Origin of the sequence: Actinomadura sp. 6K520 (genome assembly GCF_004349245.1) — a bacterium.
Taxonomy (GTDB): Bacteria; Actinomycetota; Actinomycetes; order Streptosporangiales; family Streptosporangiaceae; genus Spirillospora.
In genome coordinates this window covers 1-15107 of the sequence record NZ_SMLC01000166.1, presented here as the reverse complement: position 1 = coordinate 15107, position 15107 = coordinate 1, and the positions used below count along the sequence as shown (strand labels likewise).

Sequence of the window (15107 nt, the reverse complement as noted above, 5' to 3'; positions counted from 1 at the left end):
GGCCTCGGACGGGTCGGGGATGACGGGGGGCTTCTTGCCGTGCTTCGGGCCCAGCCAGCCGCGGCGGCTGGGCAGGGTGAGGGCGCTGATCACGCCGCCGATGAGGACGAGGGCGGCGCCGAGGATGAGGCCCGAGGAGGTGCCGTCGCGGAACGTCTCCAGTTCCGCGGCGTCCGCGCCCTCGTCGGGGACGGCGTGGATGAGCAGGCCGACGATGGCGATGCCGAACGCGCCGGACGCCTCCCGGATGACGTTGATGACGCCGCTGGCCACCCCGGCCCGCCGCTCCGGGACGGCCTTGAGCACGTACATCACCAGGGGCATGCCCAGGGCCGCGCCGATGCCGACGAGCATGACGCCCGGCATGAGCTCGGCGTAGCCGTCGCCGGTCTGGAGGGTGGAGAACAGGAACATGCCGAGGCCCATCAGGGCCATGCCGAAGCCGATCGCGGGGCGCGGGCCGACCTTGGTGGCGAGCAGGAACGCGAACGGGGTCAGCACCATGATCGCGATGGCGGGGGGCAGCATGACCAGGCCCGCCTCGGGGGGCGAGAAGCCCAGGAAGCGCTGGAGGAACGGCTGCGAGTAGAACATCATGCCGTTGAAGCCGATGCCGTAGAGCATCTGCGACATCAGCCCGCCGGTGAACACCCGGTTGCGGAAGAACCGCAGGTCGATCATGGGGTCGGGGGCCCAGCTCTCCACCAGGATGAAGCAGGCCAGGGCGATCCCGCCGAGGGCGAAGACGCTGAGCACCGACGGGTTGCCCCACCCGTGCCGGTTACCGGACTCCAGCCCGTAGATGAACGCGAACAGCATCGTCGCGGAGATCAGCACGCCGGGCAGGTCGATGCGGGCGTGCGTGTTCTCGCCCTTCGAGGTGAGGACGAACAGCCCGAGGACGGTCACCAGGATGCCGGGCACGATGTTGATGAGGAAGATCCAGCCCCAGTGCCAGTGCTGGACGATCACGCCGCCGATCGTGGGGCCGAGCGCGGTCGCGCTGGACGCGGCGCCGATGAACGCGATGTTGCCGATGGAGCGCTGCTTGTCGTTGCGTCCGACGGTGACCATCACCTGCGTGGCCGGCAGCACCAGCGCGGCCCCGGCGCCCTGCACGATGCGGGCGAGGATGAGCACCTCGGAGCTCTGCGCGAGCCCGCAGACGGCCGACGCGGCGGTGAAGACGATCATGCCGGAGGTGAACGTGACGCGGCAGCCGAAGACGTCCGCGAGCCGCCCGCCCATGATCATCAGGCAGGAGAACATCAGGATGTACCCGGTGGCGACCCAGTCCTTGGCGGAGGACGACATGTCCAGGTCCGCCATGATCGTGGGCAGCGCCGTGAAGACCACCGTGTTGTCCATGGTGGTCATGAACGCGCTGACGGCCACGACCGCCAGCGCCCATCGGTACCGGCCCCGGGTCACTGTGCGTACGGCTTGAATTCCCCACAGTCAGGAAATCGCCGCTTCCCCCTAAAGCGCTCGTCGCTATTGTTACTATTGGTTCGCAGTTCGTTACTCAGCCCTGACTGTGCGCCAAGGTGCCTCAACTATCCCATCAGGCCACAATGGTTACTCCCGAGTCTTGTCATCACCGTGACAAGTAGCGGATGAGAAAAGTGGTCTGGATGCGCATCATGAGTTGGTCATCGTAGGACAAAGTGGGTCCCTCCGCTTCGCTGAACGATCCCGGTTTTGGGGGGAACCCACCGTATGCAGAGCAACGATCGTTCCGGAGCCGCGCGAGCCAACGCGCAGGACGAGACTCGGATCAGTGAGGATTCGATCCGCCGGCACCTGATCGAGCAGATCGCGCGTCGCTCCAGGACCACCGTCGCCGATATCGACCCCGACCGGCCGCTCGAAGAGTTCGGGCTGGCGTCCCGGGACGCGGTCGCGATCGCCGGCGAGCTCGAGCAGATGCTGGGGCGCGCCCTTCCCGCCACCCTCGTCTGGGAACATCCGACGATCAACAAGCTCTCCCTGGCGCTCGCGGGCGGTCCTGCCGAGGCCGCGGAACCGGCACCGGCGGCCGTGCCGCGGGAGGCCGCGAACGACGAGCCGATCGCCGTCGTCGGCATCGGCTGCCGCTTCCCCGGCGGCGGACGCGACCTCACCGGGCCCGAAGAATACTGGCGGTTCCTGACCGGTCGGGGCGACGCGGTCCGCGAGGTGCCGGACGGCCGCTGGGACCCCTTCGACGACGGATCACCCGAGGTCGGAGACCTGCTCGCCCGCACGACCCGGCTCGGCGGCTTCCTCGACGACATCGCCGGGTTCGACGCCGCGTTCTTCGGGATCACCCCGCGCGAGGCCGCGGTGATGGACCCGCAGCAGCGCCTCGTCCTGGAGGTCGCGTGGGAGGCGTTCGAGCACGCCGGCATCGGCCCGGCGGCGCTGCGCGGCAGCCGCACCGGCGTGTTCGTCGGCGTGTCCGCGCCGGAGTACGCGGCGTTCACCGCGTCCGACCTCGCGTCCCTCGAACCGTTCACGGCCACCGGCGCGGCGCTCAGCATCATCGCGAACCGGCTGTCGTACCTGCTGGACCTGCGCGGCCCCAGCATGATCGTCGACACGGCGTGCTCGTCGTCGCTGGTGTCCACGCACCTCGCCGTGCAGGCGCTCCGCAGCGGCGAGGCGGACGTGGCGCTCGCCGGCGGCGTGAACGTGCTGCTGTCGCCGACCGTCACGATGACGTTCGACCTCGCGGGTGGGACGGCCTCGGACGGGCACTGCAAGGCGTTCGACGCGTCCGCCGACGGGATGGTCCGCGCGGAGGGCTGCGGCGCCGTCGTCCTGAAGCGGCTGTCCGACGCGGTCCGGGACGGCGACCGGATCATGGCCGTCGTCAAGGGGTCCGGCGTCAACTCCGACGGGCGGTCCAACGGCCTCGTCGCGCCCAACTCCGACGCGCAGCGCGCCCTGCTCCGCGACGTGTACGGGAGCGCGGGCATCGACACCCGCGAGGTCGACTACGTCGAGGCCCACGGGACGGGCACGTTCCTGGGCGACCCGATCGAGGCGAAGGCGGTCGGCGAGGTCCTCGGCGCCGGACGCGAACCCGGCGAGCCCCTTCTGCTCGGCTCCGCGAAGTCGAACCTCGGGCACATGGAGTCGGCGGCGGGCATAGCCGGGTTCATCAAGGCCGTCCTCGCGCTGCATCACGGTGTCATCCCGCCTAGCGCGCACTACAAGGAACCCAACCCGCACATCCCGTTCGACGAACTGCGTCTCGCGGTCGTCGCGGAAGAGACGCCGTGGCCACGGCGGGGGCATCCCGCACGGGCCGGTGTGTCCGGGTTCGGGTTCGGTGGGACGAACGCACACGTCGTCCTGGAAGAGGCTCCCGCGCAGGAGCCGATCGTCCAGCCGGCCGTCGTCCGGACGTTCCCGCTGTCCGACACGAGCGACGACCGGGTACGCGACCATGCCGCCGCTCTGGCCGAGTGGCTCCCGACCCAGGACGTGCCACTCCCCGACCTCGCGCGCACCCTGCACCGGCGCGCCGGCCGCGGCCGGGCCCGCGCCGCCGTCGCCGCCCGGGACCGCGCGGGGCTCGTCGAAGGGCTGACCGCCCTCGCCGAGGGCCGGCCCCACCCCGGTGTGGTGACGGGCACGGCGCTCGGCTCCCCGGGCCGCCCCGTGTGGGTGTTCTCCGGGTACGGCGCGCAGCGCGCCGGGATGGCGCAGCGGCTCCTTGAGGAGGAGCCCGCGTTCGCCGAGGCCATCGACGACCTGGACGGCCTGTTCGTCGAGGAGGGCGGCCCCGACCTGTGGGCGCTCCTCGAAGAGGGCGGCAAGCCGGACGGGCCGGTCGTCACGATGCCGGTGCTGTTCGCGATCCAGATCGGCCTGGCCCGGATGTGGAAGTCGTACGGCGTCACCCCGGGCGCGGTCATCGGCCACTCGATGGGCGAGGTCGCCGCCGCGGTCGTCGCGGGCGCGCTCACGCTGGAGGACGGCGTCCGCGTCATCTGCCGCCGGTCCCGCCTGCTGACCCGGCTCGTCGGCGGCGGCGCGATGGCCGTCCTCGGCGCGTCCGCCGGCGAGGTCGCCCGGCTGGGCGAGGGCCTGCCCGAGGTGTACGCGGCCGTGCACTCCTCGCCGAAGCAGACCGTCGTCACCGGGGACGCCGACCAGGTCGCCGAGATCGTCAAGCGCGCCGAGGCGGAGGGCCGCCTCGCCCGGATGGTCCAGGCCGAGGGCGCCGGGCACTCGCCCCAGGTCGACCCGCTCCTCCCCGAACTGCGCGAGGTGCTCGCCGAGGTGGGCGCCGAACGCGGCACGCCCCTCGCCGAAGGCATCAAGCTCTACACGACCGCCCTGGACGACCCCCGCGCCCTCCTCGGCGCGGAGTCCGGGCTCGGGGTCGGGCACTGGGCGGCGAACCTGCGGAACGCGGTCCGGCTGACCGACGCGGTGGCGGCCGCCGCCGAGGACGGCTTCCGGACGTTCATCGAGGTCAACGCGCATCCGATCCTCGCGCACGCGGTCGGGGAGACCCTTGAGGGGACGGGCGCGCTCGTCACCCACACGCTGAAGCGGGCCCGCAAGGGCCAGGAGACCGACGACACCCTCACCTTCCACGCGCAGCTCGCCACCCTGGCGGCGCACGGCCACCCGGTCGCCCGGCCCGCGGACGGCCGCATCATCGACGTTCCGCGGTCGCCGTGGCGGCACGAGCGGCACTGGGTCGACCTGTCGGCGCGCAGGTCCGGCGGACGCGACGAACACCCCCTGCTCGGTGCGTACGCGGAGTTCCCCGGCGAGGAGCGGCACGCGTGGCGCGCCGACGTCGGGCTCGCCGCCCAGCCGTGGCTGGACGGGACCGCCGTGCACGGCCTGCGCACGCTGCCGGTCTCCGCGTTCGCCGAGATGGCGCTCGCGGCCGGGGCGTCGGCGCTGGGCACGGAGGACGTCCGCCTCAACAGCCTGTGGATCGAGCGGCCGCTCGCGCTCGCCGACCACACGACCGTGACGACGACGTTCACCGATGCCGAGCAGCGCGCGGAGGTGCACGCACTGACACCCGCGGGCACCTGGGTGCGGCTGGCCAGCGCGGACGTGGGCGAAGACCACCGCGCCGCGGCGGAGCCCGCGCACGGCCCGGCGGTGGAGGTCGCCGGAGCCGAGCGCGGCAGCCGGCACTACCGGCTGCACCCCGAGGTGTTCCACCGGTGCCTCGCCGTCCTGTCCGACGAGGCCGCGGCGCAGCTCGGCGAGGGCGTGTGGCAGGCCGAGACCATCGGCAGCCTGCGCGTGTTCGGCCCGACGCACCGCGGCGGGCACGTGCGGGCGGCGGTGTCCCGGGACGAGGAGGGCACGACGGGTTCGGTCGCGCTCCTCGCGGCGGACGGGCAGGTCCTCGCGGAGGCCACGGGCATCGCGCTCCGCCGCGTCGAGCGCCACGACGTACCGGTGACCGTCGCCGACAAGCTCGTCGAACTCGTCTGGGACGAGGCGCCGCTCCCCGACGCGGAAGCCTCGCGGGACACCTGGCTGATCCTGTCGGACGAGGACGACGCGCTCGCCGGCGCGGCGGCCGCCGAACTGGAGCGGCGCGGGCGGCGGGTCGTCCGGCACCGGCTGACGGCCCGCCCGCCGGACGGCCACCCCGTCATGGACGAGTCCGTCGACGGGGTCGTCCTCGTCCCCTCCGCGGGCGTCGTGGACGAAGACCTCGTCCTGACCGTCGCCGGTGTGAGCCGCTCGCTGCCCGACGGCCCCCGGCTGTACGTCGCGACGCACCGGGCCGTCGCCGTGCGGGACGGCGAGCAGGGCGAGCCCGGGCACGGATTCGTCAGCGCGCTCACGCGGGTCCTGGCGTTCGAGCGCACCGTCCAGCGGGCCACGCACGTGGACGTCGACCGTCCCGCGGACCTGGTCGCGGAGCTTCTCGCGGACGACGGCGCGCGGGAGGTCGCCTGGCGCGGCGGCACCCGGCACGTGGCGCGCCTCGCGCAGGCCGCCCTCCCCGAGCCGGCCGCGCGGCCCGGCCGCGCCGTGCGGCGCGGCGGCGCCTACGTGATCACCGGCGGGTACGGCGGCATCGGCCTCGTCACCGCGCGGCTGCTCGCCGAGCGCGGCGCGGGACGCATCGTCCTGTCCGGGCGCGGCGGCCCCGACGCCGACGCCGAGAAGGTGATCGCCCGCCTCCGGGAGGGCGGCGTGGACGTCGGCGTCGTCCTCGGCGACATCGCCGAGCCCGGCACGGCCGAACGGCTCGTCCGGGTCGCGCAGGAGGGCGGTGTCCGGCTCCGCGGCATCGTGCACGGGGCGGGCGCCATCGACGACCGGCTGATCGCCGACCTCGGCCCCGACGATCTCCACAGGGTGTGGACGGCGAAGGTCGAGGGCGCGCGGCGGCTCAGCGAGGCCACCTGGGACCTCGGCCTCGACTGGCTCGTCATGCACTCGTCGGCCGCCGCGCTGCTCGGCTCGCCCGGCCAGGCCGCCTACGCCGCCGCGAACGCCGCGATCGACGCGCTGATGGCGTACCGGCGCGCCCACGGACGCCCCGGAACCACCATCAACTGGGGCACCTGGTCGCAGGTCGGCGGGGCCGCCGAGACGTCGGTCACCGTCATCGACCCGATCAGCCCGGCGGAGGGCGCGGAGGCGCTGGAGACGCTGCTCGTGCACGGCATGCCCGCGACGGGCGTGCTCCGCTTCGACCCCGGCACGGCGGTCGGGCTGTTCCCCGAGATCCGCGACATGCCGTACTTCGCCGCGCTGACCGAGGCGGCCGACGCGCACGGGGACGCCGGCGCGGGCGACTGGCCCGGCGTCGAGGCGCTGCGGGACCTCGACCCCGCCGCCGCCCGCCGGATGATCGCCGCGCAGGTCAGGTACCGGATCGCCGCCGTGCTCGGCTTCGACCCCGAGCGCCTCGATCCCGCCGTCCCGCTCACCGACCTCGGCCTCGACTCCCTCGTCGCGGTGCGGATCAAGAGCGGTGTCGAGCACGACCTCGGGCTGACCGTCCCCGCGTCGGTGCTGCTGCAGGGCGCGAGCGTCAACGTCTTCGAGGAGTGGGCGGCCGGCGAGCTGGGGCTTTCGGAGGCTCCGGCGCCCGCCTCCACCGGCACCGCGGTCTCCAACGCCGAAACCGGCTACGTCATGCCGCGCGACGCCGCCGAGCGCCTCGCCGTCCGCATCTTCGAGGACGTCCTCGGCCTGGACCGCGTCGGCGTCACGGCCGACTTCTTCCAGGAGCTGGGCGGGCAGGACCACCAGGCGGACGAGATCGTCGCGCGGGTCGCCGCCGAACTCGGCGCCGACGTCACCCGCGGCGAGCTGTTCGAGGTGCCCACGGCGGAGCACGTCGCCGAGTTCGTCCGGGCCGCCGACGAAGAAGCCGCGCGGCAGACCGTACGGCCCCTCAAAACAGGTCTTTCCGGGGGGCGTGGGGGGTCGTCCCCCGACAATGGGGCGTCCGGCGACCGGCGGCCGATCTTCATCGCGCACCCGGCGGGCGGCACCACCGCCTGCTACCGCCAGCTCGTCGACCTGCTCGGCGCGGACCAGCCCGTCTATGGCCTGGAGCGGTTCGAGGACGCGCCGTCCGTGGAGGAACGCGCCGCCCGCTACGTCCAGCACCTCCTGGAGGCGCAGCCGGAGGGCGCGTTCCGGCTCGGCGGCTGGTCGTTCGGCGGCGTCCTCGCCTACGAGACGGCGCGGCAGCTCACCGCCGCCGGACGCGAGGTCGAGTTCGTCGCGCTGTTCGACGCGGGCCTCCCGCTCGCGGTGGACGACGAGTCCGACACGCTCGCCCGCCGGTTCTCCGCGTTCGCCGACTACATCAACGAGACCTACGGCCTGGACGTCACCCTCACCTACGAGGAGCTGTCCGGGCTGGACGAGGAAGCGCAGTTCGCGCTGGTCATGGAGCGTGCGGCCCCTCTCGTGGACCACATCCCGCCCGCGGCCCTCACGCACCAGCTCACGTCGCACCAGGACACCCGATCCCTGGAGGCGTACCAGCCCGAGCCGTACGACGGCCGCGTCATCCTCTACTACGCGCCCGAGGAGACCCCCTGGGCCGTCCGCGATGCCCGCTACGTGCTCGACGGCACGAACGGCTTCGGCGGGCTCTGCTCCGACCTCGAGATCGTCACGATTCCCGGGGCGCACCACCTCAACCTGCTGGACCCGCCCGGTGTGGAGGCGCTCGCCGCGCACCTGGAGGGCCGGCTCGCCGGGCGGCGGGAGCACGACGCCGTCCCCGCCCCGACGGCCCCCTGAGGGCCGGACAACGAACCCCGTCGTTCCACGGAGGACACCCCCATGGCCCAGAACGGCTCGTCCCACGACCTGCTCGACGCCGTACGATCCGGCGCGAGCGGCCCCGAGCTGCAGGAGATCGACCTGCCGACCCGCTTCCGCGCCGCGTTCACCCGGAAGGACGAGGTCGGGATCTTCGAGGGCGAGACCGACAAGGACGTGCGCCGCTCACTGCACGTCGGCGAGGTCGAGATGCCCGAGCTCGCCCCCGACGAGGTCGTCGTCGCGGTGATGTCGGCCTCGATCAACTTCAACACCGTGTGGTCGGCGATCTTCGAGCCCGTCCCGACGTTCGCGTTCCTGGAGAAGTTCGGCCGGCAGGGCTGGTACGGCGCCCGGCACGACCTGCCGTACCACATCCTCGGGTCGGACGGTTCGGGCGTCATCGTGCGGACCGGCAGCGGCGTGAAGAGCTGGAAGGTCGGCGACAAGGTCGTGCTGTCCCCGTCGTACGTCGACGAGGAGGACCACGGCTCCTACGACGACGGCATGATGAGCGAGACGCAGCTCGCGTGGGGCTTCGAGACGAACTTCGGGTCCCTCGGCGAGTACTGCATCGTCAAGGCGAACCAGCTCATCCGCAAGCCCGCCCACCTCTCGTGGGAGGAGGCGGGGTGCGTCACGCTCTGCGGCGGCACCGCCTACCGGATGCTCGTCGGGAACCACGGCGCCCGCATGAAGCAGGGCGACGTCGTCCTGGTCTGGGGCGCGACCGGCGGCCTCGGCTCGTTCGCGACGCAGCTCGTGAAGAACGGCGGCGGCATCCCGGTCGGGGTCGTCTCGTCGGAGGAGAAGGCCGAGCTCGTCCGCGCGCAGGGCTGCGAGCACGTCATCAACCGCAACGACCTGAACCTCGGCGAGCAGGGCCTGCGCCACCCCAAGGCCGGCCGCATGCTGGGCGAGGCGATCCGCCGCCTCGTCGGCGAGGACCCCGGCATCGTCTTCGAGTACCTCGGCCGCGAGACGTTCGGCGCGTCGGTGTACGTCGCCAAGCGCGGCGGCAAGGTCATCACGTGCGGCTCGTCCACGGGCTACAAGCACGAGTACGACAACCGCTTCCTCTGGATGCGGCTGAAGAGCATCATCGGCTCGCACGGGTTCAACTACCACGAGGCCGTCGAGGTCAACCGCCTCGTGGGCCTCGGCATGATCCACCCGACGCTGTCGAAGGTCTTCCCGCTGGACGAGGCGGGCGAGGCGACCCGCGCGGTGCAGACCAACCAGCACGTCGGCAAGGTCGCCGTCCTCTGCGGCGCCACGGGCGAGGGGCAGGGCGTGGACGACCCGGTCCTCCGCGAGCGCGTCGGCGAGGAGAAGCTGAACCTCTACCGCCGCTGAGCCTCCCCGCGCGCGGGACGGGCCTCCCCCAGGCCCGTCCCGACGGCGCCCGGTCGGATGACGGCCGTCAGCGGGCGGGGCGGGAGCCTCGGCGGCGGCCCAGCCGGACCCCGCTGAGGACGAGGGCGCCCAGGAACACCAGAACCCCGATGATCAGCAGGTAGAACAGGCCCTCGATGACGAAGCCGATGATGCCGAGGGCGACCGCAACGAGGAGGAGGAACAGGAACAGCGCCACGGTGATCACTCCTTGGGCGGGTCAGCGGCGCGCGAGCCGGCGTTCGTTCGGGGCCGCCCGGTAAGGCATGTCGTAGTAGTCGAAGACCGCCTGCTCATCGCCTGCGAGAAGCTCTCCGTCCGTACCGATCGCGGGGGCGTTCCTGATCTGCTTCTTCGCGTGCGCGACGCGGATGTGGTCCGGCCCGACCATCGCCCCGGCGAGCGGGGCGAACACGAGGCGCTGCCTGGTCGGCATGCCGGTCTTGATGGTGGCGAAGGAGGGCTGGTCGGTCGCCGTGTCGACGTAGATGGCCTCCAGCTGACCGATCTTGCTCCCGCCCTCGTCGATCACATCGCGGCCGCGCCACTCCCGGATGTCCTCGATCTCGAACATGTCTCTTCCAGCCGTTCGGTCCCGTCCCGGTCTGCCAGGAGATCTACCCGCCGCACGGAAGATATGTCTCCGGCCGTGAACCCCGCGCCGACCAACGCGCCCATGACGGCCGCCCGACCTGTCGCTTGTTCACCAGGAACCAGACCGAAGCTGGACGAATCTCGACCTAGACTTTGCTCCCGGGCACGCCACGGGTCATGATTTGCCTCACACTAGACTCATAAGTAAGTAATTACCCCGTGTGAATGGCGCGCAACACAGGGGGACGAGTGCTGGGAGGTTCTGTGGCGGACGACGGTTCCACCACGACTGGGCGCCCGTGGCCCGATCTGCCGAGGGAACTGGCCGAACACATGCGGCCGCACCTCGACGAGGTGGCAGACGACATGATCCAGGAGATCCAGACGCGCGTCAGGGAGTACGACCGTCCGGGAGACGGCTCCTACTCGGGGACACTGCGGCTCGCCGTCGAGCGGGTGCTCCACTACTTCGTGGACCGGGTCGCCGACCCGGGCCACGACCCCGCCCCGGTGGTGGACTTCTTCCGCGCCATCGGCCGGGGCGAGGCCGGGGAGGGACGCAGCCTCGACGCCATGCAGAGCGCGATGCGCGTCGGCGGCATGATCGCGTGGCGGCGGCTCACCGAGGGCGCCGACGTCCTGGACGTCTCGCCGCGCACGCTCGGCGCCGTCGGCGAGGTGCTGATGGAGTTCCAGAACGAGCTGGCGCACGCGGCGGCCGAGGGGTTCTCCCAGGCCAAGGCCGCGGTCGCCGGCGAGATGCAGCGCCGCCGTAAGCGCCTGCTCGACCTGCTGTTCGCCGACCCGCCCGCCGCGCAGGAGGCCATCGCCGACCTCGCCGCCGCCGCGCACTGGCCGATCCCCCGGACGGTCGCCGCGGTCGCCCTCGGCCGCCACAACCAGGACGCCCGGCAGCCCGCGTTCCCGCCCGACGTCCTGGCCGACCTCACCCGCCGCACGCCGAGCCTGATCATCCCCGACCCCGACGGGCCCGGCCGCGCCAAGCTCATCGACCGCGCCCTGGCCGGGACGCTCGCCGTCGTCGGCCCGACCGTCCCGCTGATGGAGGCGGCGCGTTCGATCCAGTGGGCCCGCAAGACGCTCTGCCTCGTCCAGCGCGGCGTGATCGAGGCCGACAGCGGCGTGATCCGCAGCGTGGAGCACATGTCCACGCTGATCCTCTTCCAGGACGAGGGGCTCATCACCTCGCTGGCGGACCTGCGCCTGGCGCCGCTCGCCCACCTGCGGCCGAGCCAGCAGGACCGGCTCGCCGAGACGCTGCTCGCGTGGCTGCAGTCGGGCCGCAACGCCAACGAGGTCGCGATGCGGCTGCACGTCCACCCGCAGACGGTCCGCTACCGGCTGCGCCAGCTGGAGGAGCTGTTCGGCGACCAGCTCCTCGACCCGGACCTGCGGTTCGACCTGGAGATCGTGCTGCGCGCCCGCGCGCTGCTGGCCGACAACGCGGGCGAGCGCATGATCCAGCCGCCCCGCGAGGCCGTCGGCGACTCCGGCGAGGTCGTCACCTTCCGCCGCGGCTGACCCGGACGCCCCTCAGCCGGGCCCGGCACGACGGCCGGGCCCGGCCCGGCCCGCGCGGAGGCGCTCGGCGGTGGCGACGCGCTCGGCCAGCCGGGTCTGCGCGTCGCAGAGCAGCCACAGTTCGCCCTCGTCCGCCGCGACGATCTCGTCCAGGCAGCCGTTGAGCAGCTGGTAGTCCGACAGGGGGGTCATGCGGGTGGCTCGCAGGCCGTGGTCCGAGCGTTCGCCGTGCCAGCCGGGCATGCACTTGATCACCGACATCGCGCGAGCTCCTTCGGTGGGCCTATGGTAGGTCCACCATAGGGCGACCAAGCGCCGGTCACAACGCGTTCGGCACATCCCCAAGAGGATGCCGCCCGCCGTGGCATCGGTACGGTGTGAGGTCAACGCAACCACCGGGAGCAGGATCTGGTATGCCGCGTCCCCCCACGAAGGCACAGGCGATCAGCAACGCGCTGGCCGCCCGGATCGTCGAGGACGAACTGGCGCCCGGCACGTGGCTGCCGCCCGAGCGGGAGCTGGCGCGCGAGTACGCGGCCGACCGCTCGACCGTCCGGCGGGCGCTGCGGATTCTGGCCGAGCAGGGGCTCGTCCGGCTGCGGCCCGGCGCCGGCACGCAGGTGCGGACGTCGGAGCGGGTGCGGCGCGCGGCGGCCGACATCACGCGGCAGGTCGGGGCGTGGCGCGGGTTCCACGTGTCCGCGCGGCGGGACGGCCGGACGCCGTTCACCCGGACGACCGTCGCCGAGATCGAGGCCGGCGAGCGGCTCGCCGCGCGCCTGGACGTGCCGCCCGGCACGCGGGTGCTGGAGCGGGCGCGGGTCCAGGGGGTCGAGGGAGAGCCGCCCGTCCAGACGGCGACGACCTGGGTGATCCCGGAGATCGTGGAGCGGATCCCGGTGCTGCGCGAGGTCGACACGGGTCCGGGCGGCATCTACTCGCGGCTGGAGGAGATCGGCCACCGGATCACCTTCGAGGAGTCGGTGACCTGCCGGCTGCCCCGCGCGGCGGAGCAGCGGACGCTGGAGATCGGGCCCGACCAGCCCGTCCTCACGCTGTGGCGCCGCGCCTACGACCAGCAGGGCCGCGTCGTCGAGGTCACCCACCGGGTGGTGGTCGGCGACCGGCACGAACTCGTCTACCGCTACGGTTCGGGAGCCTGAGCATGCATGAGGAGCAGGAGCCCGCGGTCCGCCGGGTCGGCACGCGGGTGGTCTACGAGAACCCGTGGATGGTCGTCCGGGAGGACGCGGTCGAGCGGCTGGACGGCTCGCGCGGCATCTACGGCGTCGTGGACAAACCCGACTTCGTCCTCGTCATCCCCGTCGAGCGGGACGGCTTCCACCTGGTCGAGGAGTACCGGTACCCGGTCGGGAAACGCACCTGGAGCTTCCCGCAGGGCTCCCTCCCCGGGCGGCGGGACGCCGACCCGGAGGAGCTGGCACGCCTCGAACTCGCGCAGGAGACCGGCCTGCGCGCCGGGACGCTGCGGCACCTCGGCTACCTGCACTGCTCGCACGGGACGAGCGGGCAGGGCTTCAACATCTTCGTCGCGTCCGACCTGACGGCCGGGGAGACCGACCGGGAACCCGAGGAGCAGGACATGCGGCAGAAATGGGTGTCCCGGGCCGAGTTCAAGGCGCTGGTGCGGGAGGGCCGGATCACCGACGACTCGACCCTCGCCGCCTACGCCCTGCTCATCATGGACGACCAGGCAAAGGGGGAGGCATGGGGGGAGTCAAGGGGGGAGAGGACGAGCTGACGCAGGTCGCGCTCTCGTCCACCGGGCGGCGCTCCAGGATGTCGCGGGCCCTGCTCCGCCCGCGGTTGGCGGCCATGGCGGGCTCGTCCTCCGCCAGGTCCGCCGCGATGGCGCGCAGCGCGCAGGACCGGTGCGGCTCGGGCAGCCGGTTCAGCGCCGGGACGGCGTCGGCCGACAGACCCCACAGGTAGTGGACGTCGACCTTGCCCGTCTCCTCGTACCGGTGGACGTTGCGGTCGGCGATGAACCCGTCCGGGTCGACGGCCACGAGGGCGAGCATCGCGGCGGCGCCGGTGACCGCGACCGCCCGCGGCAGCCAGGCGACCCGTCCCCGCACGACGCCCGCGACGGCGACGAGCACCACCACGCCGCCGAGCCACAGCTCGAACGCGTGCACCCACAGCCGCAGCCGCGTCCAGCCGAACGTCTCCTCGTACAGGTAGAGGCGCCGCAGCGCGACCGCGACGACGACGAGGGTCAGCGCGCACAGCAGCCCGAGCAGGGCGCGGACGGCGACGCGGTCGGCGCGTCCCGCCGCCGGCGCGTACCGCGTGGCGACGGCGACGACCGCGAGGACGAGGACCGTCACGACGACGAGCTGGAAGAAGCCCTGCCGCGCGTATTCGGCGTAGGTGAGGCCCGTCGAGCGGAGCAGCGCGTCCTTGTCGTCGGCGAGGAAGACCCGGGCCTGGATCGCGCTGAACACGAGGAACAGCAGGTCCAGCGCGGCGATCGGCACGGCCCAGGACCAGCGTCCGGCGGGCCTGCCGGGCTCGGGCGTCAGCAGCCGCAGCGGCGGCGGCGCCTGCCCGAGGTACGCGGCGGCGCAGGCCAGCAGCAGCGTCGCGGCGCCCGCCGCCGCGTACAGGACGACGGAGGCGACCGAGATGTCGGGGACGAGCCCGGCGGCGAGGCTGCCGAACGCCGCGTCCGCCCCGGCGAACAGGCCGCCGAACACCGCCAGCAGCACGGCGACGAGCAACCCCGTCCGGATGACCGGCCAGGCGTTGCCCCGGCGCGGCGACGCCGCGCGGTAGAGGCCGCGCGCCGCCCACGGCAGCGTGTAGCCGGCCGCCGGCACCACCGCGAGCCCGCCGCCGAGGACCTCCGCCCAGGACCGCCCGCCGCACACCGCGTACGAGCCGGCGGCGACGGCGAGCAGTAACGCCGGGACGACGATCCAGTCCGCGTCGCGGACGGCCGCGGTCGCCGACAGGCACAGGGCGAGCAGCAGGAACACGCCCCCGGTTCGGTTGAACCGGGAGCCGCCCTTGGCGGGGGAGCGCCGGACGAGACGTCCCGCGGACCACGCCGAGGCCCCCGTCACGTACGCGACGGCCACGGCGGTGATGACGACCCCGACGCCGAGCCGCCCGCCGCGCAGCGACGGCCCGACGGCGACGGCGCCGATCAGCCCGGCGATGGCCGCGCCGGCGACCAGTGCGGGGGCCATCGGCAGCGGCGGCCGCTTCCAGGCCGCGATGGCCTTGTCCAGTTTGGTGGGCGTGTAGACGACGGGGGGCGGCGGCGCGAACGCCCGCGG

Annotated in this window: 10 protein-coding genes; 5 read left to right on the top strand and 5 right to left on the bottom strand. The window is 73.2% G+C overall.

The features are described from left to right. Positions 1-1431: DHA2 family efflux MFS transporter permease subunit (locus E1289_RS30360; protein WP_131986318.1), on the bottom strand; the 1431-nt coding region annotated here is incomplete at its 3' end. Between the two features lie 288 nt (positions 1432-1719). Here E1289_RS30360 and E1289_RS30355 point away from each other — a divergent pair. Next, positions 1720-8250 (top strand): type I polyketide synthase, encoded by a 6531-nt coding sequence (locus tag E1289_RS30355; protein ID WP_131986316.1) that lies wholly within the window; start codon positions 1720-1722, stop codon positions 8248-8250. A gap of 42 nt (positions 8251-8292) precedes the next feature. Continuing rightward, complete coding sequence (gene ccrA / locus E1289_RS30350) at positions 8293-9627, top strand: crotonyl-CoA carboxylase/reductase (RefSeq protein ID WP_131986314.1); 1335 nt, start codon at positions 8293-8295, stop codon at positions 9625-9627. A gap of 67 nt (positions 9628-9694) precedes the next feature. Here the strand turns inward: ccrA and E1289_RS38495 are convergent, their stop codons facing one another. Both E1289_RS38495 and E1289_RS30345 read right to left on the bottom strand, forming a co-directional pair. Next, complete coding sequence (locus tag E1289_RS38495) at positions 9695-9865, bottom strand: hypothetical protein (RefSeq protein ID WP_165970669.1); 171 nt, start codon at positions 9863-9865, stop codon at positions 9695-9697. 21 nt (positions 9866-9886) lie between these two features. Beyond that, a complete protein-coding gene (locus tag E1289_RS30345) occupies positions 9887-10240 on the bottom strand; it encodes a PRC-barrel domain-containing protein (protein ID WP_131986312.1) in 354 nt (117 codons plus the stop codon). Between the two features lie 284 nt (positions 10241-10524). Between E1289_RS30345 and E1289_RS30340 the strand changes: the two genes are divergently transcribed. Continuing rightward, complete coding sequence (locus tag E1289_RS30340) at positions 10525-11802, top strand: PucR family transcriptional regulator (protein ID WP_131986310.1); 1278 nt, start codon at positions 10525-10527, stop codon at positions 11800-11802. A 12-nt stretch (positions 11803-11814) separates the two neighbouring features. On the opposite strand, the gene E1289_RS30335 is transcribed toward E1289_RS30340, so the two are convergent. Then, a complete protein-coding gene (locus E1289_RS30335; RefSeq protein WP_131986308.1) occupies positions 11815-12063 on the bottom strand; it encodes a hypothetical protein in 249 nt (82 codons plus the stop codon). A gap of 152 nt (positions 12064-12215) precedes the next feature. Between E1289_RS30335 and E1289_RS30330 the strand changes: the two genes are divergently transcribed. Both E1289_RS30330 and E1289_RS30325 read left to right on the top strand, forming a co-directional pair. After that, complete coding sequence (locus tag E1289_RS30330; RefSeq protein ID WP_131986306.1) at positions 12216-12965, top strand: GntR family transcriptional regulator; 750 nt, start codon at positions 12216-12218, stop codon at positions 12963-12965. 2 nt (positions 12966-12967) lie between these two features. Further along, complete coding sequence (locus E1289_RS30325; RefSeq protein WP_131986304.1) at positions 12968-13564, top strand: NUDIX hydrolase; 597 nt, start codon at positions 12968-12970, stop codon at positions 13562-13564. On the opposite strand, the gene E1289_RS30320 is transcribed toward E1289_RS30325, so the two are convergent. Continuing rightward, the coding region (locus E1289_RS30320) for a DUF4173 domain-containing protein (protein ID WP_131986302.1) at positions 13503-15107 on the bottom strand (1605 nt) is incomplete at its 5' end. The genes E1289_RS30325 and E1289_RS30320 overlap by 62 nt on opposite strands.

Coding starts and splice junctions, on each gene's coding strand:
- E1289_RS30355 (WP_131986316.1), top strand. CDS start 1,720: ATGCAGAGCAACGATCGTTCCGGAGCCGCGCGAGCCAACGCGCAGGAC.
- ccrA (WP_131986314.1), top strand. CDS start 8,293: ATGGCCCAGAACGGCTCGTCCCACGACCTGCTCGACGCCGTACGATCC.
- E1289_RS30345 (WP_131986312.1), bottom strand. CDS start 10,240: ATGTTCGAGATCGAGGACATCCGGGAGTGGCGCGGCCGCGATGTGATC.
- E1289_RS30335 (WP_131986308.1), bottom strand. CDS start 12,063: ATGTCGGTGATCAAGTGCATGCCCGGCTGGCACGGCGAACGCTCGGAC.
- E1289_RS30330 (WP_131986306.1), top strand. CDS start 12,216: ATGCCGCGTCCCCCCACGAAGGCACAGGCGATCAGCAACGCGCTGGCC.
- E1289_RS30325 (WP_131986304.1), top strand. CDS start 12,968: ATGCATGAGGAGCAGGAGCCCGCGGTCCGCCGGGTCGGCACGCGGGTG.